This is a genomic window from Novosphingobium sp. Fuku2-ISO-50 (assembly GCF_001519055.1).
Classification (GTDB): domain Bacteria; phylum Pseudomonadota; class Alphaproteobacteria; order Sphingomonadales; family Sphingomonadaceae; genus Novosphingobium.
Genome location: NZ_KQ954286.1, coordinates 605,584 through 627,134, shown reverse-complemented (window position 1 = coordinate 627,134; position 21,551 = coordinate 605,584). Strand labels below are relative to the sequence as shown.

Here is a 21,551-nt window from a genome sequence, read left to right as displayed (position 1 = left end):
GCACGCGCGCGACTTTGCCGCTTGGCGGGTTACCCTTCCGGGCTGGCGTTGACGCGCGTGCTTCGACAGGCTCAGCACGAGCGGATTTCGGGGTAGCGGGCCGGGGCAACGGCCCCGTATCCCAAACGACAACGGCGCCGGCCGATGAGGCCGACGCCGTGTTTGACGTGCCTTTCGGCTCAGATCCGCTCGATCACGATTGCAGGCGCCATGCCGCCCGCCGCGCACATCGTGACGAGGCCGTAGCGGCCGCCGGTGCGTTCGAGTTCGTCGAGCACGGTGCCGATCAGGATCGAGCCGGTGGCGCCGATCGGGTGGCCCAGCGCCATGGCGCCGCCGTTGACGTTCACTTTGGCGCGGTCGAGGCCGAGGTCGCGGATGAACTTTTCGGTGACGACGGCGAAGGCCTCGTTGATTTCCCACACGTCGATGTCGTCGACTGTCAGGCCCGCCTTGGCCAGCACCTTCTTCGCCGCCGGGACCGGGGCGTTGAGCATCAGCGTCGGATCGTCGCCCTGGTTGGCATAAGCGACGACGCGCGCGCGCGGCTTCAGCCCGTGTCTTTCGGCATAGGCGGGCGAAGTGATCAGGATGGCCGCCGCGCCGTCGACCACGCCCGATGAATTGCCGGCATGGTGCACGCCTTTCCAGTCGAGATCGGGATAGCGGCGCTGGATCTGCTTGCGGAAGGTGACGCCGCCGCCAAGGTCGAAATCGGCCACCCCGTCAAAGCTGGCCTTGAGCGACGAAAGCCCTTCGAGCGTCGTTTCGGGGCGGGGGAATTCTTCGTGATCGAGCGCGACCGAGCCGTCTTCGTTAAGCACCGGCACCAGCGATTTGGCAAAACGCCCTTCGGCAATCGCGACCGCGGCGCGCTGCTGGCTGACCAGCGCGAGCGCGTCGAGATCGGCGCGGGTAATGCCTTCCATGGCTGCGATCGCATCGCCGCACACGCCCTGATGCGATTGCGGATGGATCGCGTCGAGCTCGGCATTGCCCGAGCCCATACCCAGCAGCGCAATCCCGGCATTGGCCAATTGCGCGCCATAAGCGGCGGTAAAGCTCATCATTTCGGTGCCGCCGGCGATCACGCAGTCTTCCATGCCCGACAGGACGCTGGCCGTGGCGAGATTGACCGAGGTGATCCCGCCGCCGCAGAAGCGGTCGAGCGTAGTGCCGCTGGCGGTGATGTCATAGCCGGCGGCGAGCGCGGCCATGCGCCCCAGATCGCCGCCTTGCTTGCCATATTGCGACGAGGTCGACCAGATCACGTCATCGACGGTGGTGGTGTCGAGGCCGTTGCGGTCCTTGATCGCCTTGAGCACGGTGGCGGCGAGGTGTTGCGGGTGCAAGTGCGACAGCGCGCCCTTGCCGGGCTTGCCCACCCCGCGTGGCGTGCGGACAGCGTCGATGATATAGGCTTCGGCCATGTCTCAATCCTCTCGATTGTATTTAACCGAACGATTAAAGGCTTTGCGGACGCCGCGCAAGCGTTAAGGTGTGGTCTGACCGCGCGAGGAGATACCCCCCCAATGCCGCCAATTGACATTCTTGAACAGGCGAGGGGGTTTGCCGACCGGATCGTCGCGCTTCGCCGCGCCATTCATGCCGAGCCCGAGCTGGGCCTGGCCAATCCGAAAACGCGCGACAAGCTGCGCGCGGCGCTGGCCCATTTGCCGCTCGAATGGCGCGAGGGGCCTTCGACCACCGGGCTGGTCGCGCGGCTGGTCGGGACGGGAGCGGCAGACGGGCCTTTGCGCCGTGTGCTTTTGCGCGGGGATACCGATGCGCTGCCGATGGCCGAGGAAACCGGGCTGACCTTTTCATCACACGTGCCGGGGGCGATGCATGCGTGCGGCCATGATACCCATGCCGCGATGCTGGCGGGCGCGGCGCATGTGCTGTGCGCGCGGGCCGATCTGTTCGCGGGCGAAGTGGTGTTCATGTTTCAGCCGGGCGAGGAAGGGTTTCACGGCGCGCGCTACATGATCGAAGACGGGCTGCTCGATCCGTTGCCCGACGCGGCCTTTGCCCTGCACGTCATGCCCGACAGTCCGCACGGGCTGATCGCGGGGCGCGCGGGCGCCTTGATGGCTTCGGCCGATCGGTTCGAGATCATCGTGACCGGGCAGGGCGGCCATGCCTCGATGCCGCACCAGACGCTCGATCCGATGCCGGTCGCCTGCGAAATCGTCACCGCGATCCAGACGATGGTCACGCGGCGCTTTCCCGTGGCCGACCCGGTGGTGGCGACGGTATCCGAAATTCACGCGGGCACGGCGCACAACATCATCCCCGATCGCGCGGTCTTGCGCGGCACATTGCGCACGCTGTCGCGGCATAACCGCATTGCGCTGCATGAACGGCTGACGACGCTGGCCAAAGGGATTGCGGCGGCGCACGGGCTGTCGGCCACGGTCGCGGTGTTCGAGGGCTTTCCGGTGACCATCTGCGATGCGCGCGCGGTCGATCTGGGCGAGGCGGTGACGGCGAGCCTTGGCACTGCGGCCGGTTTTCAACGCCTGTCGCATCCGATCATGGGCGCCGAAGACTTTGCCTATGTGCTTGAAAAAACGCCCGGGGCGATGTTCTTTCTCGGTGTTGCGGCGCCCGACGCCGATCCGAAACAATGCTGGGGCATTCATTCGCCGCGCATGGTGGTCGATGAAGCCGCGCTGCCGATCGGCACTGCGCTTCTGGCCGGATGCGCCGAACGGTTTCTGACGCGCGGCTTCAAGTAGGAATTCGACAGCGATGATCGATGAACGGGTTCTGGACTTCGAAGGCATTCACAATTTCCGCGATTATGGCGGCTATGCCGCGCGTGGCGGGCGGCTGGCGCGCGGGCGGCTTTGGCGATCGGGGCAACATGCCGGGGCGTCGCCCGCCGATCTGGCACGCGTGCGCGATCTGGACATCGCCACGGTGATCGACTTGCGCGGCGACAGCGAGCGCGCCGCGTTTCCCTGTTTGCGGCACGAGGATTTTGCGGGCGAAGTGCTGTTTTTCCCGGGCGAGACGGCCAGCATGAAAGGCCGCGCCGCGCATGAGGAAATGGCCGATGCCATCCGCAGCGCCGACGATGCCCGCGCGGCAATGGTGCGGCTCTATCGGGGTATGCCCTATCGCGACGTGCTGATCGGGACATGGCGGCTGTATGGCGAGGCATTGGCCACGCGCGACGGGGCGAGCCTGTTGCATTGTCTGGCGGGCAAGGACCGCACCGGGGTCGGGGTCGCGCTGGTGCATCATCTGTTGGGCGTCCATCGCGACGACATTTTCGACGATTACCTGCTGACTAACCGCGCGGGCAATGTCGAGGCGCGAATCGCGTCGCAAAGCGCCAATCTGGCCGACAGAGGGCTTGGCGATGCGGCGCTGCGCGTGATCCTGGGAGTCGAGGCGGACTATCTCGACGCGGCGTTTGCCGCGATCCGTGAAAGCCATGGCAGCATCGAGGCCTATGCCGATGCGGTGCTAGGCATAGGCCCGGCGCAAGTCGCGGCGATCGAGGCGCGCCTGCTGGCCTGATTGCCTGACAGATTGACTCCGCCGTCTGCGCGCCTATTTCGCCGGGGCACTTCGGAGGATTTCATGGCAACCACGCACAAGACCCGCATGCTGATCATCGGTTCGGGCCCCGCCGGGCTGACTGCGGCGATCTATGGCGCGCGCGCCGGGATGCAGCCGATCGTGGTGCAGGGTCTGCAACCGGGCGGCCAGTTGACGATCACCACCGATGTCGAAAATTATCCCGGCTTTCGCGATGTGATCCAGGGCCCCTGGCTGATGCAGGAAATGCAGGCCCAGGCCGAACATGTCGGCACGCGCATGCTGTGGGACACGATCACCGACATCGATCTCGACGGATCGCCGTTCCGCGCCACGGGCGACAGCGGCGATGTCTATGAAGGCGATGTCCTGGTCATTGCCACCGGCGCACAGGCGCGCTGGCTGGGCGTGCCGGGCGAGCAGGAACTGTCGGGCAAGGGCGTTTCGGCCTGCGCGACCTGCGACGGGTTTTTCTATCGCGGCAAGAAAGTCGTGGTGATCGGCGGCGGCAATACGGCGGTCGAGGAAGCGCTGTACCTGACGAACCATGCCAGCGAAGTCGTGCTGATCCATCGCCGCGACACGCTGCGGTCGGAAAAGATCCTGCAGGACCGTCTGTTTGCCCATCCCAAGATCAGCGTGCTGTGGAACAAGGCGGTCGATCGCTTTGTCGGCGGCGATAAAGGCCTGACCGGTGTTGCGCTGATCGACACGGTGACCGGCGAACAAAGCGAAGTGTCGACCGACGGCGCGTTCGTTGCGATCGGCCATGCGCCGTCGACCGAGCTGTTCCGGGGCAAGCTTGAGCTTGATGCCGCCGGTTATGTCGTGGTCGAGCCGGGTACGCCGAAAACCGGGATTCCCGGCGTGTTTGCCTGCGGCGACGTGATGGATCACACCTATCGTCAGGCGGTCACGGCGGCGGGCACCGGCTGCATGGCCGCGCTCGATGCCGAACGCTTCCTCGCGCACCGCGATTTCGCTGCGGGGCAATAAGCCGATCCTCCCCGAATCGGGGAGGATTTTTCAGTGCCGCGAGGCGTTTTCAGTGCCGCGAGGCGTTTTCAGTGCCGCGAGGCGTTTTCAGTGCCGCGAGGCGTTTTCAGTGCCGCGAGGCGCTTTCAGTGCCGCGAGGCGTTTTCAGTGCCGCGAGGCGGTGGCTTCGATCAGGCGGTCGAACAGCCAGTCGCCCGCGTTGTCGGCAAATGTGTGGCTGCCGGTCGGGTGGATCATCACGCGCGGATCGTCGTTTGGCCAGACGGCGCCAAAGCGTTGGCCGACACGGTCGCCCGCCGCGATCAGCAGCGTGACCGGACCAGCGAAGCGCGCGAGGCCTGACCGGAGCGTGTCGACCAGCGGCGAGGGGGCCTCGCTGCGCTGCACCGCGCGGCCAAGCCCGCGAAACAGCTTGCGCAGATCGATCCGGCCGCTGAGCAGCCGCCATAGCGCGCGCGGGTCGGCCAGCCGCGTCAGATAGCGCCGACGCAGCGCGCCGGGCGTGTGGCCTGCGGCATCATCGTCCGCATCGTCGAGTGTCCAGGGGTTGGCGAGAACCAGCCCGTCCAGCCCCGCGCCATACAACATCAACGCGCTCGCCGCATCGCATATGCCAAAGCCGACGACCCGCCGCATCCCCGGCAACGCGGCGCGAAACGCGGCGAGCGCGGCGGCAATGTCGTCCTGCGATCCCTGCCAGCCGCCGTTTTCGCCGTCGCTGTCGCCGATCCCGCGCCGGTCGAAGCGGAACACCGGAACGCCGCCCGTTTCGGCCAGCCGCGCCGCCAGGTGCGCCATGCCGCCAAAGGCACCCGCACGGATCTCGCTGCCGCCCGATACGATCAGCAGCCCGGTCATCCCGTGTGCCCCGGCGCAATCGAGCATCCCGTAGAGCGTGTCCGGTCCGCAGGAAAAGGCGATCGGGCGGCGGCTCATGCGGTGATTTCCGCCGCGATGACGCCCGCAAGCCGCGCGGCTTGCGCCGGGTCATCGCCCGGTTCGGCGCGCAACCACAGCGCAGGGCCGCCCAGTTCGGACTGGCGGATTTCGCGCTGGCCTTCATCGAGCGGGCGCGCGCTTTCGAGCCCCGCGATCAGCGCCGGGCCAAAGTCGTATCCGGCGAGCATGATCCCCTCGGTGCGGCCCGTGTCGATCAGCGCGGCGCTGTCTTCGTGCCGCCCGGCTTCGCGCGCAGCGATCACCCGCGCGCGCACCATCTGGCGCAGGATCGCCGGGCCGGAGACCGGTTCGAGCACCCAGCCGGGCAATGCATTGGGAAAGATCAGCGCCCCGCCGCGCACCGCGAGCACATGGCTGGCGGCAAAGTGCCGTGCCGCGCGCGCCATCGCCTGGCGCCAGCCGTGCAGGCTTTGGCCGAAGAAGGGTTGCAGGCTTTCATTCGTGCCGGGCAAGTCGGGCAGGAAGCTGTCGATGCCATGCCCATCGAGCGCGCGCATGGTCGAGACGAGCAGGCGCCGCGTGCGGTTCATTTCCGCCAGCAAAGGCGGCACGATCAGCAGGCGGTGGCGCCGATTGCGATCGATCGCGGCGGCGAATTCCTCGACGGGCCGATCGCGTCCTGGCCCATCGCGACCAGAGGCTTTGTGATCCGAGCAGGGCCAGGCTACGATCAAGGACGGCGCTTCTCGCGCACGAAATCGAGCAGGGCGCCATACGTTTCAAGCAAGTCGCCGCTGATTTCGGCATCGTCGATGAACACGTCGAAGCGTTCCTCGATCGCTCCGAACAGCGTGGCGATGGCCATCGAATCGAGCTCGGGCAAGGCGCCGAGCAGCGGGCTGTCGGGCGCCAGCGCGGCGCGGCGCGCGCCATTCAGGCCGAGCACGTCGCCGAGCACCTGGCGCAAACCTTCATCGCTGTCGTCGATCACGCTCAAAGTCCCGCTGTTGCGTGCGCCGCTTTATCCATGGGCTTCGGGCCGGGCAAGGCGCAGCACGGATTTCGCCACTATTCTGCCCGCCATCGGCCAGCGGCGCAGCGTTCCGGGGTATGCCGCTTCCAGCCGATACCGCGGGCGGACATCCTCCATCCAGTCGCGCTTGTAGGCATCGTCGCCGGTGCCGAAATCGATCGTGGCGACGCGATCTTCGTCGAATGCCATGGCAAACAGCGCGTGGCTGAGCAGCGTGCCGGGCGAGTGCATGGCGGCGGCGGGGCTGTGCGCGAGCTTGTGAATGAACGCGGTGCCGTCCTCGATGGTCCAGAACTGCGTCGCGACCGCAAGGCCGTCGATGCTTGCCAGCCCCAGCCGCAAGCGGCCCGCCGCGCCTTCGGCTTCGGCAAAGCGGCGCAGGAAGCGCGGCGAGCCTTCGGCGGGTTTCCAGCTTTGCGCGTAAATCGCTTCGTAGGCGTCCCAGTCGGCTGGATCGAAGGCGCGGGCGATGCGGATGTCGACAGTGCCCTTGCGCTGTTTGCGCCGGACGGTTTCGCGCAAAGGACCGGGGCGCCGGGCCCACCATGCGGCGAAATCGCGCCCGGCGGGGTGCAGGACGTGGTTGTGATCGGCATGGCCGAGCCGTGCGATCCAGCCCGCCGCCCGCGCCGCATCGTGCAACACAGCCGCTTCGGGCGCGGGCAAGGGGGCAAACGACAGCGCGCCGACGCGGGTCAGGCTGCGCAGGATCGCGGTCATCAGGCGCGGCGCGGCGCCGGTATCGTTCCAGCGCGGGCGGGCGATGAAGCTGTACCAGTTGGCCAGCGCGCCATAGCCGCCGGGGCCTTCGACCAGAGGCAGCGCCGCCAGCGCCTCGCCTTCGCGCGCGACAGCGATCAGCGTGCGCGCCGGGGCCAGACATTCGTCCGCCATCAGCCGCAGCCAGTCGAGCCGATCGAACGGCGTTGCGCCCGGCGCGCAGGCGAACAGTGCGGCCAAGGCAGGGTCCGCTTGCGCTTCGGCGAGTTCGGCGTGATAGACTTTCATCGTGACCGCGACTGTCGTTCCCATATCCGAGGCGCCCATACCCGAAGGGCAGGCCCGCCCGCTCGATCACCTGCCGCTGATGGGCGCAGGCGATGCCCCCGCACTGGTGCTGGGCGAGCAGGTCATGGACCATGCCGCGTTAAATCGGCGTATAGGCCAGTTGGCGGGATGGTTGGCAAGTCGCGGGTTGGCAAGTCGCGGGTTGGCAAGTCGGGGGGGGCCGGGCGCACGGGTGGCGAGCTGGTTGCCCAAGGGGGAGCTGGCGTGCCTGCTGCCGCTGGCGACGGCGCGCGCCGGGCTGATCCATGTCCCGATCAATCCGCTGCTCAAGCGGGCGCAAGTCGCGCATATCCTGTCCGACAGCGGCGCGGCGCTGCTGATCGCCAATCCCGCGCGCGCGGCCACTTTGGCAAGCGGCGATCTTGGCGCTTGCCGGTTGATCGAAGATGTCGCGTTTGACGATGGTGATGCTTTGCCGCCGTCCGCTGCGCCGGTCGATGATCTGGTTGCGCTGCTTTATACCAGCGGGTCGACCGGGCGGCCCAAGGGAGTCATGCTCAGCCATGCCAACCTTTGGCTCGGCGCGGCGAGTGTGGCGCGGTATCTGGGGCTTGGCTCCGATGATCGCGTGCTGGCGGTGTTGCCGCTGGCGTTCGACTATGGGCAGAATCAGCTGTTGTCGGCGTGGTTTGCGGGGGCCTGTGTCGTGCCGCATGATTATCTCGTGCCGCGCGATGTCGTGCGCGCGGTCGAGCGGCACGCGATCACCACGCTGGCCGGGGTTCCGCCGTTGTGGCGCCAATTGGCCGCGCTGGACTGGCCGCCTGCCGCCGTGGCGGGCTTGCGCCGGATGACCAACAGCGGCGGCGCGCTCGACGAGGCCCTGGTGCGGCGGTTGCGCGTCCTGGCGCCCGATGCCGATCTCTATGCGATGTACGGGCTGACCGAGGCGTTTCGGTCGACCTTTCTCGATCCCGCGTTGATCGATGCGCATCCGACCGCGATCGGCGAGGCGATCCCTTTTGCCGAAGTCATGGTGGTGCGCGACGATGGCGCGGCGGCGGGGCCGGGCGAAGAGGGGGAACTGGTTCACGCCGGGCCGCTCGTCGCGCAAGGCTATTGGCGTGATCGCGCGCGCACCGCCGAACGCTTTCGCCCCGCGCCCGGCTGGTCGCGCCATGGCGGGGTGGCGGTCTGGTCGGGCGACCGGGTGCGGCGCGATGCGGCGGGCTTGCTCCATTTCGTCGGGCGGCGCGACGCGATGATCAAGACGGCGGGCAACCGGGTCAGCCCGCAGGAGATCGAGGACGCGGCGCTGGCCACCGGGCTGGTCGTCGAAGCGGTCGCGCTGGGTCTGCCCGACGCGGATCTTGGGCAGGCGATCCATCTCGTCGTTAGCGGCGCATCCGACAGCGGGGCCCTGATCGCCGCGCTGGCGCGCGATCTGCCCAATTTCATGGTGCCGCGCGCGGTGCACTGGCGCGACGCGCTGCCGCTCAATCCCAATGGCAAGATCGATCGCGCGGCGCTTTACCGGGAATTATCCGCTTTGCCCGATAAGCCGGGGCGATGATTCTTCCCTGCAAACCGATGGGCCCCATACCGCAGGGCTTTGCCGCGACAGGCGGGCAACTGGCGATCGGCGGCCTATCCGTGCGCGATCTGATTGCCCAGGCCGGCGGCGCGCCGCTGTTCGTCTATGACGCGGGGCTGATCGGGCAGAAGATTGCGGCGTTTCGCGCGAACCTGCCGGGCGTTGCCTTGCATTATGCGGTCAAGGCCAATCCGTTTGCTCCCTTGCTGGCGTTCATGGCCACCAAAGTCGACGGGTTCGACATCGCGTCGGCGGGGGAACTTGCGCGGTTGCAGGCGGCGGGCGTGGCGGGCGCGCGCATCGGCTTTGCCGGGCCGGGCAAGCGCGATGCCGATCTGGCCATGGCGATTGCCGCCGGAGTCACGCTGCACATCGAATCCGCGCGCGAGGCGGATCGCGCGCTGGATGCAGGGGGCCGGGCGGGGATCGCCCCGCGCCTTGCCATCCGGGTCAATCCCGATTTCGAGCTCGGCGGGGCAGGCATGCGCATGGGCGGCGGCGCGCGGCCGTTCGGCATCGATGCCGAAGCCGTGCCCGCGCTGGCACGGCGGCTGGTCGCGGCAGGCGCGGACTGGCAGGGCTTCCATGTCTATGGCGGCAGCCAGTCGCTCGATGCCGGGGCGATCGTCGCGGCACAGGCGGCGACGCTGGATCTGGTCGCGCGGCTGGCCGAGGCGGCGGGGGTTGGCGTTCCGATCTGCAATCTGGGCGGCGGTTTCGGCATTCCCTATTTCGCCGGGCAGCCGCCGCTCGACCTCGCGGCGGTCGGCAGCGGGCTGGGCGAAGCGCTCGCGCGGCGCGCGCCGGTGCTGAAGGAAACGCGCTTCGTGATCGAGCTGGGCCGCTGGCTGGTAGGCGAGGCGGGGGTCTATCTCGCCGAGATTGTCGATCGCAAGACCAGCCGGGGCGAAACCTTTCTGGTGATCGACGGCGGGCTGCATCATCAGTTGGCAGCGAGCGGCAATTTCGGCAGCGTGATCCGCCGCAATTACCCGTGCGCCGTGGCGACGCGGTTTGACGCTGCGGCGGACGACGTGGCGCATGTCGTGGGCTGTCTGTGTACCCCGCTTGACCGGCTGGGCGATTCGCTTGCGCTGCCCCATGCCGAGCCGGGCGATGTCATTGCCCTGTTTGGCGCCGGGGCTTATGGTGCAAGCGCCAGTCCGTCGGCATTTTTGGGGCATGGCCCGGCGCGCGAGTTGCTTGTCGGTCTTGGTTAAGCATTCAGTAAGGCGCTGTTCCGTCTTGGGACGGCGCTGCCCGAAGCTGAAGCACTAACGGTATCTTCACCCTTTTTGGACATAGCGTTGCCGTGGAAATGCGCGATCCGCGTCCCCATCAGGGACATGCGGAACACCGGGTTTGCCCCGTTGCGGCGGGGCAGCGCCGTTGGAAATGCGCGAATGCGCTTGCAAAGGATGGTTCATGCCGAACGACGCCTCGTCCGCCTCACAAGGCCGCCCGGTCACCCGGCGGGCCGCTTTGGCGTGTGCCGGGCTCGCGGTCGTCGCGCTGTCGGGCTGTGCCGGTGGCGGGGGCGGGGTGCAATTGCCCCCGGCTTCGTTCGTGTCGCTGCAGGAGGGGCCGGGCGAAGACTATATCATCGGCCCGCTTGATCAATTGACCATTTTCGTGTGGCGCAATCCCGAGCTTGGCGCGCAAGTCCAGGTGCGGCCCGACGGGCGCATCACCACGCCGTTGATCACCGACATGCCGGCAGTGGGCAAGACGCCCTCGATGCTGGCCGAAGACATCAAGCTGCAACTGTCGCAATATATTCAGGAACCGATCGTCTCGGTTATCGTCGACAAGTTTTCCGGCACGTTCAGCCAGCAGGTGCGCGTGGTCGGCGCGACGGAAAAGCCCGCGTCGATACCCTATCGCGCCAACATGACTCTGCTCGATGCGATGATTTCGGTCGGTGGGCTGTCGGAATTTGCCGCGGGCAATCGCGCGCGGCTGATCCGCTTTGACAAACAGACCGGCAAGCAGAAGGAATTCGCGCTGCGCATCAACGATCTTCTGCGCAAGGGCGATACGCGTGCCAATGTCATGCTGATGCCGGGGGATGTGATCATCATCCCCGAGAGCATGTTCTGAGCGGCGGGGCCAACGGCATGGGGGGGCTTGTCGATCAGATCCGGGCCGCGCTCTACGGCATCTGGAACCGGCGCTGGATTGCGCTGGGGGTGGCGTGGATCGTGTGTCTGGCCGGATGGCTGGCGGTGGGGGCGATCCCCAACAAGTATGAATCGCATGCGCGCATCTTTGTGCAGATCGACGACGTCTTGTCCGACCAGATCGGCGTCGGGGCCGACCGCCATCGCGACATCAGCCGTGTGCGCGAAACGCTGACCAGCGCGGTAAACCTCGAAAAGGTCGTGCGCGCGACCAGGCTGGGCGAAAAGGTCACCAATGAAAAGGCCATGGAAAGCGCCGTGACCGCGCTCGCCAGCGCGGTCAAAGTCACCAACAGCCAGGAAAACCTGTTCGAGATCAGCGCCACGTCCGGCAGCGGCGGCTATACCGATGCGGAAAATGCCAAGCTGTCGCAGGATATTGCGCAAAAGATGATCGACATCTTTCGCGAAGAAAACCTGTCGGGCGGGCGCGGCGAGATGAGCGACACGCTGGCCTTCATGGATCAGCAATTGTCCGATCGGCAAAAGGATCTCGAAGCTGCCGAGGCCAAGCGCCAGCAGTTCGAGGCCAAAAACGCCGGATTGATGCCGGGCACCGGCGCGGTATCCGCGCGGATCGAGGGCGCCCGTTCCGAATTGCGCGGGGTCGATTCAGACCTTCTGGCGGCGCAAAGCGCGCTGGCCTCGATCAACGGGCAGATGGCCGGAACGCCGCCGACGATTACCCTTCCCGGCGCAAGCGGCGGGGCAAAGGGCGCGCTGGCGCAGGCCCAGTCCGACCTTGCCGCGATGCGCGGGCGCGGGTTGACCGACGGCCATCCCGATGTGATCGCGCTCAAGGCGCAGATCGCGCAACTGTCGCGCGCGGCCGCAGCCGAAGGCAACCATGGCGGTGGCGGCACGCCCAACCCGGCCTTTGCCTCGCTCCAGTCGATCAAGGCCGACCGCGAAGCCAGCGTTGTGGCGCTGCAATCGCGCAAGGCCTCGCTGCAACAGGACATTGCCCAGCTCACCACGCAGCAATTCAGCGAACCGGCGGTCGCCGCCGAAGCCTCGCGCATCAATCGCGATTACGATGTGCTCAAGGAACAGTATGACAAGCTGTTGCGCGATCGCGAGGCGCTGCGCCTGCGCGGGCAAGTCGAAAGCGAGCACAATGCGATCAAGTTTGAAGTGATCGATCCGCCGACCGTTCCGCATGGGCCTTCGGCGCCGAACCGTCCCTTGCTGCTGGCGGGCGTGTTGATCGCCGGGCTGGCGGCGGGATGCGGCGTCGCGTTTGCGCTTGGCCACATGCGCGGGACATTTGCCACGACGGCAGAGCTGGAACGGACGATCGGCCTGCCCGTGCTGGGCGCGGTAACGCTCGCGCTGACTCAGCCGGCGCAGGCCGAACAGCGCCGGCAATTGAAATGGTTCGGCGGCGGTCTTGCGGGGCTGGTGCTGGTGCTGGTCGTGCTGATGGCGTTGGAATTCATGAAACGCCGGTTGGTGGCTTGAGCGGACGGAGCAGGGAACCGATGACCGATCAGAGCCATCTGCCGCCGAAAGGGCCGGCCAAGCGTCCGGGAAGACGCACCTCGCTGATCGAACGCGCGGGCGGGGGCGATGACTGGCGCCGGATTGTCGCGCCGGAATCGCAAGCCCCGGCGGCACAGCCCGAAGCGGCGCGCAAGGCGACATTCGCCCCGATCCAGCCGCCGATTGCGCTGGAAAGCGGCCCGCTTGACGGGCTTTCGCATGAACCGGCCCCATTTTCCGCGCCCGCAACGCAAGCGGCGCGCGACCCTGCGCGGTTTGATGCGATACCGGCGGCGCAAGTGTTTCGCGGCACGTTTCATGCGATCGACCGCAAGCATTTGCGCGAACAGGGCCTGATCGAACCCGAAGGGCCGGTCACCGGCCTGCTCGAGGAATTCCGCATCATCAAACGCCAGTTGTTGCTGACGGCGGCGGAAACGCGCGCCGGGCGCGGACCGGTACACGGGATGCGGATACTGGTCTGTTCGGCGCTTCCGGGCGAAGGCAAGACGTTTTGCGCGGTCAACCTGGCGCTGTCGATGGCGGCGGAAAAGGATACCGAAGTGCTGCTGGTCGATGCCGACTTTGCCAAGCCCTCGGTGCTTTCGACGCTGGGTCTGCCGGGCGGGCCGGGGCTGCTCGATGCCTTGTCCGACCCGCGCGTTGCGGTCGAGGACTGTATTCTGGGTACTGACATTCCGGGGCTGTTTGTGCTGCCGGCGGGCAATGCCTCGGGCTCGGACACCGAATGGCTGGCGGCGGCGCGGACAGCGCAAGTGCTCGACCGGCTGACATCGCAGACACGCGGGCGGATCGTGATTTTCGACAGCTCGCCGGTGCTTGCCGCCTCGCAGGCGAGCGCGCTGGCGCTTCATGTCGGGCAGGCGGTGGTCGTGGTTCGCGCCGATATGACCAGTGAGGCCGCGCTGCGCGATGCGGTCGGGCTGTTGTCGGGCTGTGACGACATCAAGCTTTTGCTCAACGCAGCCCATTTTTCGCCGAGTGGGCGCCGTTTCGGCACCTACTATGGCTACAAGGAGTAAGGCCGCATGAAGGGGGTCTTGCATATCACCGTCAGTGCGTTTGCGCTGATCGCGTCCGGGGGATGGGGCAGCCTTGCGCTTGCCCAGACCGCAACGGGTGTGCGCGGCGGGGGCGCGCCGTTGACCTATTCCAATCCCGATGGCGGCGACGATGCCGCGACCGCGCCCGACGGCAGCTTGGCCGCACCGTCATCCGATCGCGCCTATACCCCGCCCGGCGGTGCCGGCACCGGGGGCAAGCCGCGCAAGCGCACGCGCATCGTGCCCTATCTCGAAATCGATCAGACCGTCTACGATGAGGTCACGCCGCATAGCCCGACCGTTACCTATACGACCCTGGCCGCCGGGGTCGACATGACGATTGCCGATCGTCGCACCAGCGGCATGGCCTCGATCCGCTATGAACACCATTTTACCGAAACCGGCGGGGTCGGCAGTTCCAATACCGTGACCGGCATTGCGCGCACGTCGACGCAGATTCTGCCGCGCACGCTGACGTTCGATTTCGGCGGGCTTGCGACGCGGACGTCGATCGCGCCGAGCGGCGGGGTGCTGGCCAATCCGGTCGACAATCTGGGCTCGATCTATCAGATCTGGTCGCTCTATGCGGCGCCTTCGCTGTCGACCCATGCCGGTGTGGTGGGGATCAAGGCGTCCTATGGCCTGGGCTATAACGAAATCGACCAGATCCGCGCCTATACCCCGTCGGGCAGCAGCACGCCGGTCGATCTGTTTGGTCATTCGCTCAGCCAGCAGGCCTCTGCCTCGGTCGGGGTGCGCCCGGGCGAAGTCATGCCGTTCGGCGTGTCGCTGCTCGGTGCCTATTTGCGCGAGGACATGTCGAATCTCGATCAACGGCTGATCGACGAACGGGTGGGGCTTCAGATCACGCAGCCGGTGTCGCGCACTGTCGCGCTGATCGGCGATGTCGGCTGGGAAAAAGTCGAAGTGGCGCAGCGCAATGCCGTGCTCGATGCCAACGGCAATGCGGTCACCACCGCCAACGGCCAATATGTCATCGACAAGAGCAAGCCGCGTCAGCTCGCCTATCGCACCGACGGACTGACCTGGGATGTCGGGGTGGTCTGGCGGCCGAGCAAGCGGACCATGGCGTCGGCCACTATCGGCAAACGCTATGACAGCACGACGTATTACGGCAGCCTTTATTATCAGCCCAACAGCCGCCAGTCGCTCAACGTTTCGGTGTTCGACGGGATCTATGGCTTCGGGTCGGGGATGATGACGGCGCTGCAACAGTTGCCGACCGATTTCACCGTCACGCGCGATCCGTTCAGCGGCAATGTCGGCGGCTGTTTCCTGGGCAGTACGGGCGGCAGCTGCGTCACCGGTGCGCTCGGCTCGGCCAATGCGGCGGTTTTCCATGCGCACGGGGTCAACGCGGCCTATGGGGTCACGCTCGGCAAGATGAGTGTCAGTCTGGGCGGTGGCTATATCGCGCGCCGTTTCATCACGGGGGCGGATACCGTGCTGGCCAGCGAAAACGGCGCGCTCGATCAGACCTGGTTTGTCGATGCCGGGCTGTCGGGGCCGATCGACCGCCAGACACGCTTTTTTGTCAACGGTTTCGCTTCGGTCTATCATACCAGTGCTGTCGCTTATGGCGATACTGCAAACTGGGGGATAAACGGCTCGCTGGTTCATCATCTGACCGATCGCCTGATCGGGACGGCTTCGGTCGAAGTGATGGGGGTCAATCCGCAGGTTTCGCCCGATCAGCTCGACATGCTCGGGCAGCTCGGGCTGCGCTACAACTTCCGTTAAGGGCAGGGAACGCCAATGTACGATCAGTTCTATGGGTTCAGCGGCCGTCCGTTTCAGCTCGCGCCCGATCCGGAATTCTATTTCGAAAGCCTGACGCACCGCAAGGCGCTGTCCTACCTCGGCTATGGGCTGGCGCAGGGCGAAGGCTTCATTGTCATCACCGGCGAAGTCGGCGCGGGCAAGTCGACGCTGGCGGCGCATCTTGTCGCCTCGATCGATCGTCAGCGGCTGACCGTGGGGCAGATCGTGACCAGCCGGCTCGATGGGGACGAACTGGCCCGACTGGCGGCGCAGGCGTTTGGCGTCGTGCCGCAAGCCGCGCACGACAAGGCCGCCGCGCTCGGCGCGCTCGAGATGTTTTTGCAGGACGAAGCACGCGCGGGGCGCCGCTCGCTGCTGATCGTCGACGAAGCGCAGAACCTGTCGGTGGCGGCGCTCGAAGAGCTGCGCATGCTGTCCAATTTTCAGCTCGGCGCGCATCCGTTGTTGCAGATCCTTTTGCTCGGGCAGCCTGAATTTCGCACCATCCTGAGCTCGCCGGGGCTCGAACAGTTGCACCAGCGGGTGATCGCCACGCATCATCTCGATGCGATGGAGGCCGACGAAGTCGGGCCTTATGTCGAGCACCGCCTGAAGCATGTCGGATGGAGGGGGCGCCCTGCATTTGCCGCCGGTGTCTATGCCCGGCTGGCCGAAGCGAGCGGCTGCGTGCCGCGCCGGGTCAACCAGTTGGTCAATCGGCTTTTGCTGCTTGGTGCGGTCGAAAAGGCCGACACGATCGATCTCGACATGCTCGACGAAGTGATTGCCGACCTCGCCGGCGATGCCGACGACGATGCCGTTGCCGCGCCGCGTTCGGTCGATTTCGTGGCGCCGCCCGCTGCAAGCGAGGCGCAGGAAACGCACGAAGAGCCCGCTGCCGCCGATCACGACGGGATCATGGACCGGCTGATGCGTGAGCTTGCCGCGCGCGACGAACAGATCACCGAATTGCAGCAGGCGGTGATGGAACTGGCCGAAATGCGCGCGCCCGCAGCCGTAGTCAGCGCGCCGGAACCCGATCTCGAACCGCTGCTGTCGGCGATCGTCGACCTGACGCGACGTATCGATGCGCTCGAAGTGCGCACCGGCGATCAGAATGAAGCCATCCGCCACGTGCTGACCATGCTGATCGAATGGCTCGAAGCCGAAAACGCGTCGGCGCGGGCCGCCTGATCCAGACCGCCGGGGGTTACCCATGCACAGCCTGATCAGTCAGCCGGTCAACGGCCTTTCGGTCGATGTGGAAGACTGGTTCCAGGTCGGTGCGTTCGAACATGTGATCGATCGCGACCGCTGGGACAGCCTCGATTTGCGCGTCGAGCGCAATTGCGATGCAATTCTCGCGCTGTTTGCCGAGGCCGGGGTGAAAGGCACGTTTTTCACGCTGGGCTGGATTGCCGAACGCCGCCCGGCCATGATGCGGCGCATCGCGGCGCAAGGGCACGAAATTGCCAGCCATGGCTGGGATCATGCCCGCGTGTTCACCATGGACCGCGCCGGATTTGCCGCCGATCTCTCCCGCGCCCGCGCGGTACTGGAGGATATGACCGGCGCACAGGTGATCGGCTATCGCGCGCCGAGTTTCTCGATCGACGCGCGTAATCCCTGGGCTCACGAAGCGCTCGCCGAAGCGGGCTATCGCTATTCGTCGAGCGTCGCGCCGATCGCGCATGATCACTATGGCTGGCGCGAGGCGCCGCGCTTTGCCTTTCGCCCCGTCGCAGGGGCTGATCTGATCGAGATCCCGGTGACGACGGTCGAATGGGCCGGGCGGCGCATGGCGGCAGGCGGCGGCGGGTTTTTCCGGCTGTTTCCTTATGCCCTGTCGCGCTGGGCGCTGCATCGGGTCAACCGGCACGACGCGCGGCCAGTGCTGACCTATTTTCATCCCTGGGAAATCGATCCCCATCAGCCGCGCGTGGCCGAGGCGCCGTTGCGCTCGCGTTTGCGCCATTACAGCCGACTGGGCGCGATGCGCGGCAAATTGCGCCGCCTGCTTGGCGATTTTGCCTGGGGCCGGATGGATGCACTGGCCCAGGCCGAAGCGGCCCGGCTTGAAACGGGGCGGGCGGCATGATGATGCATGCGCCCATCGCCCGCGCCCCCCTTGCCAGTGACGGCGTCCGGCTCGCCGGGCCAGACGACGCCGCGCGGATTGCCCGTTTTGTTGCTGAATGTGCCGACGCGACGGCGTTTCACCGTCCCGAATGGCTGCACGCGGTCGAGCACGCCTGCGGCCATGAAGGGCATGTCCTGCTGGCCGAAAGCGGGGGGGCAATCGCCGCTCTGCTGCCGCTTCATGCGGTGCATTCGCCCCTGTTTGGTCGCGCGCTGGTGTCGATCGGGTTTGCCGTCGATGGCGGCGTCATCGGCGATGCCGCCCATGCCGGGGCATTGGGCGATGCGGCGATCCGGCTCGCGGCGCGGCTGTCGTGCCCGTCGGTCGAATTGCGCGGCGGGCCCTTGCCCGCGGGGCCGGGCTGGCATGTGAAAACCGACAGCCACGCCGGGTTTGTCGCGCCGCTCGCCGCCGATGACGACGCGCAATTGACCGCAATCCCGCGCAAACAGCGCGCCGAAGTGCGCAAGGGCCTGGCCAATGCGATGACGGTGCGCATCGGGCGCGACGCGGCGGATCGGGCGATGCACTACGCGGTCTATGCCGAATCCGTGCGCAATCTCGGCACGCCGGTTTTTCCGCGCGCGCTGTTTGACGCGGTGCTCGATGCCTTTGGCGCCGATGCCGACATTCTGACCGTGCTGGCCGATGATCAGCCGGTGGCTTCGGTGCTCAGCCTTTATCATCGCGGCGCGGTCATGCCGTATTGGGGCGGCGGGGTGTTTGCCGCACGCGCGCTGCGCGCCAATGACGTGATGTATTACCGGCTGATGTGCCATGCCCGCACGCGCGGCGCCGACAGGTTTGATTTCGGCCGGTCCAAGACCGATAGCGGGGCGTTTCATTTCAAGCGCAACTGGGGCTTTGCTCCGCAACCGCTGGCTTATGCGCAATGGACCGCCGACGGTATGGCGCCGCGCGATGTCAATCCGCTGAGCCCACGCTATCGTGCGAAGATCGCGCTGTGGCAAAAGCTTCCGCTGGCGATTGCCAACCGGGTCGGCCCGCTGATTGCCGGGGGGCTTGCCTGAACCGCCATGGCTGATCCGCATCCCGAAGTTCTGTTCCTCGCCCATCGCATTCCCTGGCCGCCCGATCGCGGCGACCGCATCCGGTCGTGGCATCTCCTGCGCGCGCTGTCGGCGCATGCCCACGTCCATCTCGGCTGCCTCGTCGAGGATGCGGCCGAGGCCGCCCGATCCGGCGCGCTTGCCGAAATCACGGCAAGCCGCTGCCTCGCGCCGCGCAAGGGCTCGATCGGCTGGGCGGGAATTCGCGCGTTGATCACGGGGCAGCCGGTCTCGGTCGCGGCATTTCGCTCTGGGCGGTTGAAACGCTGGGTGCGGCAGACGCTGGCGACGCGGAACATCGGTACGATTTTCGTGTTTTCGGGGCAGATGGCGCAATTCGTGCCCGATGATTTTCGCGGGCGCGTGGTGATGGATTTTGTCGACGTCGATTCGGCGAAATATGCCGCCTATACGGCGGCGATGCGCCCCGGCCCGGTGCGTGCGATCCATGCGCGCGAGGCGCGCGTGCTCTCGGCTTATGAAGAGCGCTTTGCGCGCCGCGCGGATCTGTCGCTGCTGGTCACGCCGGAAGAACGCGATCTGTTTGTCGCCGGGCTGACCGATCCGACCGGGATTGCCGTCGCGGCGCTGGGCAACGGGATCGACGCGGCGACCTTTTCGCCCGACGCGGTTGCGCCCGAGTCGAGCCTGGCAGAGGGTGAGGCGGGGCCGCAGATCGTGTTTACCGGGCAGATGGACTATGCCCCCAATGTCGCCGCCGTGTGCCTGTTTGCGCGCGAGGTCATGCCGATCATCCGCGCGCGTTGTCGGCAGGCCCGCTTTTCCATTGTCGGGCGCGCGCCGACGGCCGAGGTGCGCGCGCTCGACGGGCTTAACGGGACGCGGGTGACCGGCGAAGTGCCCGATGTGCGCCCCTGGCTGGCGGGCGCGGATCTCGTCGTCGCGCCCTTGCTGATCGCGCGCGGGGTGCAGAACAAAGTGCTCGAAGCCATGGCCATGGCCCGCCCGGTCTTGCTGACCCCGGCGGCGGCGACCGGGATTGGCGCGCGCGACGGGGTTCATTTTGCGATTGCCGAAGGCGTGGATGCGCTGGCGGCGCGCGCGCTGGCCTTGCTCGACGATCGCGACGCGGCGCGTGCGATGGGGTCGGCGGCGCGGGGCTTTGTGCTTGCCGAAGCGGGCTGGGACAAAGTGCTGGCGCCGCTGCCGGACATGATGGGGTGGGACGGGATGGAGCGGGCCGGTGCAGACTGAGGGCGTGTCCGCCGATGCCGCGCCCGTGCTGCCCGCGCATTGGCGCACACCGCTGGGGCAATTGGCGGCGGTCTGGCTTGGCCTGATCGTCCTGTTCTTTCCCGATTGGTCGGCGATGGCCGGGCAATGGTGGGGCAGCTCGACCTATAATCACATCCTGCTCATCCCGCCGATCCTCGGCTGGCTGATTGCGCAACGGCGCCGCGAAGTGCTGCGGCTGACCCCGGTCGGCTGGTGGCCGGGGCTGATCGTGTTTGCCGGTGCCGGGCTGCTTTGGCTGCTGGGCGATTTTGCCGGGCTGTCGGTGGTGCGGCAATTGGCTGTCGTGATCATGGCGCAGGCGTCGCTGGCGGCGATCCTGGGCCCCGAAGTCGTGGCGGGGCTGCTGTTTCCCTTGTTTTACATGCTGTTTCTGGTGCCGATGGGGGATGAGCTGATCCCCTTTCTGCAGACTCTGACCGCGCGGCTGACGATGGTGTTTCTGGGGCTGGCGCATGTTCCGGCGACGATCGAGGGCGTATTCATCACTACCCCGGCGGGCTATTTCGAAGTGGCCGAGGCGTGTTCGGGGGTGAAATTCCTGATCGCGATGGTCGCCTATGGCGCATTGGTGGGCAATGTCTGCTTCTTGCGATGGAGCCGCCGCGCCGCGTTCATGGCGGTCTCGGTCGTCGTGCCGATCCTCGCCAACGGCTTGCGCGCGTTTGGCACGATCTGGATCGCCGGGTGGTATGGCATCCGCTTTGCCAGCAGCTTTGATCATGTGTTTTACGGCTGGGTGTTCTTTGCCGTGGTCATGGCGCTGTGCATGGCTGTCGGCTGGCGCTTTTTCGACCGCTCGGTGGAAAGCGCGATGATCGATCCCGAAGCGATCACAGCGCGCTCGCTGGTGCGCCGATTGCGCGTGATGCGCCTTTCGGGCAGCATTGCCATGCCGGTGATGCTGGCCATCGCGCTGGCCTTCATCGGTTGGGGCGGGGCGGCATCGTGGCTGACGGCCAAACTGCCTGAAGGGACGCGACTGCCTGCGATCGAGGGGTGGGAACCTGTCGCGACCGATGACGGCGTTAACTGGACCCCGCTGTACGGGGGATCGGATCGCCATGTCCGGATGCGTTTTCGCAATGCTGCGGGCGACACGGTCGATGTTGCGTTTGCGCTCTATGCCAACCAGGGCAAAGGGCACGAGGCGGGCGGATTCGGCCAAGGTGCGTTGCCGCTCGGTTCGCACTGGGCGTGGGAGCGTCCCGGGCCTGCGGTGGGCGTGGCGAAAAGCGATGTGATCCAGGCACCTGGCCCCGAACGCCGGTTGTGCCTGACCTGGTATCGCAGCGGGGATCTTTTGACCGGCAGCAATCTGGCGCTGCGGCTCCATGTCATGGTCGATCATCTGCTGTTGCGGCGGCAAGCGACTGCGGTGCTGATCCTGTCGGTTTCGGATCGGCTCGATCATGATCCGGCAGCGGCTTTGACCGCGTTCATTGCTGCCGCCGGTCCGGTCGATCGCTTGATCGCCGGGATGGGGGGCTAGCGCG

Annotated in this window: 19 protein-coding genes; 14 read left to right on the top strand and 5 right to left on the bottom strand. The window is 66.7% G+C overall.

Going from position 1 to position 21,551, the window contains the following annotated elements:
- Nucleotides 1–179: 179 nt before the first annotated feature.
- The gene (locus AQZ50_RS05680) at nt 180–1,430 is read right to left on the bottom strand and encodes an acetyl-CoA C-acetyltransferase (protein ID WP_067743681.1); all 1,251 of its coding nucleotides are present in this window, start codon (nt 1,428–1,430) and stop codon (nt 180–182) included.
- A 102-nt stretch (nt 1,431–1,532) separates the two neighbouring features.
- On the opposite strand from AQZ50_RS05680, the gene AQZ50_RS05675 reads away from it, so the two are divergent.
- The 3 genes from AQZ50_RS05675 to trxB all read left to right on the top strand — a co-directional run bounded on the left by AQZ50_RS05675 (nt 1,533) and on the right by trxB (nt 4,548).
- Nucleotides 1,533–2,741: a M20 metallopeptidase family protein gene (locus AQZ50_RS05675; RefSeq protein ID WP_067743678.1), complete on the top strand. Its 1,209-nt coding sequence runs from the start codon at nt 1,533–1,535 to the stop codon at nt 2,739–2,741.
- 13 nt (nt 2,742–2,754) lie between these two features.
- Nucleotides 2,755–3,531 (top strand): tyrosine-protein phosphatase, encoded by a 777-nt coding sequence (locus tag AQZ50_RS05670; protein ID WP_067743675.1) that lies wholly within the window; start codon nt 2,755–2,757, stop codon nt 3,529–3,531.
- Between the two features lie 63 nt (nt 3,532–3,594).
- The gene (trxB, locus tag AQZ50_RS05665; RefSeq protein ID WP_067743672.1) at nt 3,595–4,548 is read left to right on the top strand and encodes a thioredoxin-disulfide reductase; all 954 of its coding nucleotides are present in this window, start codon (nt 3,595–3,597) and stop codon (nt 4,546–4,548) included.
- Nucleotides 4,549–4,692: 144 nt separating this feature from the next.
- Here trxB and AQZ50_RS05660 read toward each other — a convergent pair whose 3' ends face one another.
- The 4 genes from AQZ50_RS05660 to AQZ50_RS05645 are packed head-to-tail and all read right to left on the bottom strand — an operon-like array spanning nt 4,693 to nt 7,513.
- Nucleotides 4,693–5,484 carry a hydrolase 1, exosortase A system-associated gene (locus tag AQZ50_RS05660; RefSeq protein WP_067743669.1) on the bottom strand — a complete coding sequence of 264 codons (792 nt, stop codon included), beginning with the start codon at nt 5,482–5,484 and terminating at the stop codon, nt 4,693–4,695.
- Nucleotides 5,481–6,182, bottom strand: coding sequence for an alpha/beta hydrolase family protein (locus AQZ50_RS05655; protein WP_231730124.1), 702 nt, complete (start codon nt 6,180–6,182; stop codon nt 5,481–5,483). Before AQZ50_RS05655 ends, AQZ50_RS05660 begins: the two co-directional genes overlap by 4 nt.
- Nucleotides 6,179–6,439 (bottom strand): acyl carrier protein, encoded by a 261-nt coding sequence (locus AQZ50_RS05650; protein ID WP_067743666.1) that lies wholly within the window; start codon nt 6,437–6,439, stop codon nt 6,179–6,181. The genes AQZ50_RS05655 and AQZ50_RS05650 overlap by 4 nt, the downstream gene beginning before the upstream one ends.
- Nucleotides 6,440–6,469: 30 nt before the next feature.
- The gene (locus tag AQZ50_RS05645; protein WP_231730123.1) at nt 6,470–7,513 is read right to left on the bottom strand and encodes a GNAT family N-acetyltransferase; all 1,044 of its coding nucleotides are present in this window, start codon (nt 7,511–7,513) and stop codon (nt 6,470–6,472) included.
- Nucleotides 7,514–7,568: 55 nt separating this feature from the next.
- Here AQZ50_RS05645 and AQZ50_RS05640 point away from each other — a divergent pair, with 55 nt between their 5' ends.
- The 11 genes from AQZ50_RS05640 to xrtA all read left to right on the top strand — a co-directional run bounded on the left by AQZ50_RS05640 (nt 7,569) and on the right by xrtA (nt 21,547).
- Nucleotides 7,569–9,062, top strand: coding sequence for an acyl-CoA ligase (AMP-forming), exosortase A system-associated (locus tag AQZ50_RS05640; protein WP_082703439.1), 1,494 nt, complete (start codon nt 7,569–7,571; stop codon nt 9,060–9,062).
- Nucleotides 9,059–10,303 (top strand): pyridoxal-dependent decarboxylase, exosortase A system-associated, encoded by a 1,245-nt coding sequence (locus AQZ50_RS05635; RefSeq protein WP_067743660.1) that lies wholly within the window; start codon nt 9,059–9,061, stop codon nt 10,301–10,303. Before AQZ50_RS05640 ends, AQZ50_RS05635 begins: the two co-directional genes overlap by 4 nt.
- A gap of 205 nt (nt 10,304–10,508) precedes the next feature.
- Nucleotides 10,509–11,183, top strand: a complete 675-nt coding sequence (locus AQZ50_RS05630) for an XrtA/PEP-CTERM system exopolysaccharide export protein (protein WP_082703438.1) — start codon at nt 10,509–10,511, stop codon at nt 11,181–11,183.
- A 17-nt stretch (nt 11,184–11,200) separates the two neighbouring features.
- Complete coding sequence (locus AQZ50_RS05625; protein ID WP_067743659.1) at nt 11,201–12,724, top strand: XrtA system polysaccharide chain length determinant; 1,524 nt, start codon at nt 11,201–11,203, stop codon at nt 12,722–12,724.
- 20 nt (nt 12,725–12,744) lie between these two features.
- On the top strand, nt 12,745–13,788 hold the full coding sequence (locus tag AQZ50_RS05620) for a P-loop NTPase family protein (RefSeq protein ID WP_067743657.1): 1,044 nt from the start codon (nt 12,745–12,747) through the stop codon (nt 13,786–13,788).
- Between the two features lie 6 nt (nt 13,789–13,794).
- A complete protein-coding gene (locus tag AQZ50_RS05615) occupies nt 13,795–15,570 on the top strand; it encodes a hypothetical protein (RefSeq protein WP_067743655.1) in 1,776 nt (591 codons plus the stop codon).
- Between the two features lie 15 nt (nt 15,571–15,585).
- A complete protein-coding gene (locus tag AQZ50_RS05610) occupies nt 15,586–16,785 on the top strand; it encodes an AAA family ATPase (protein WP_067743653.1) in 1,200 nt (399 codons plus the stop codon).
- A 22-nt stretch (nt 16,786–16,807) separates the two neighbouring features.
- A complete protein-coding gene (locus tag AQZ50_RS05605) occupies nt 16,808–17,689 on the top strand; it encodes an XrtA system polysaccharide deacetylase (protein WP_067743650.1) in 882 nt (293 codons plus the stop codon).
- A 2-nt stretch (nt 17,690–17,691) separates the two neighbouring features.
- Nucleotides 17,692–18,762, top strand: coding sequence for a FemAB family XrtA/PEP-CTERM system-associated protein (locus AQZ50_RS05600; RefSeq protein WP_369801388.1), 1,071 nt, complete (start codon nt 17,692–17,694; stop codon nt 18,760–18,762).
- 6 nt (nt 18,763–18,768) lie between these two features.
- Entirely contained in the window at nt 18,769–20,016 is a 1,248-nt protein-coding gene (locus AQZ50_RS05595) for a TIGR03087 family PEP-CTERM/XrtA system glycosyltransferase (RefSeq protein WP_067743646.1), read from the top strand.
- Entirely contained in the window at nt 20,006–21,547 is a 1,542-nt protein-coding gene (gene xrtA, locus AQZ50_RS05590) for an exosortase A (protein ID WP_231730122.1), read from the top strand. Before AQZ50_RS05595 ends, xrtA begins: the two co-directional genes overlap by 11 nt.
- Nucleotides 21,548–21,551: the final 4 nt, after the last annotated feature.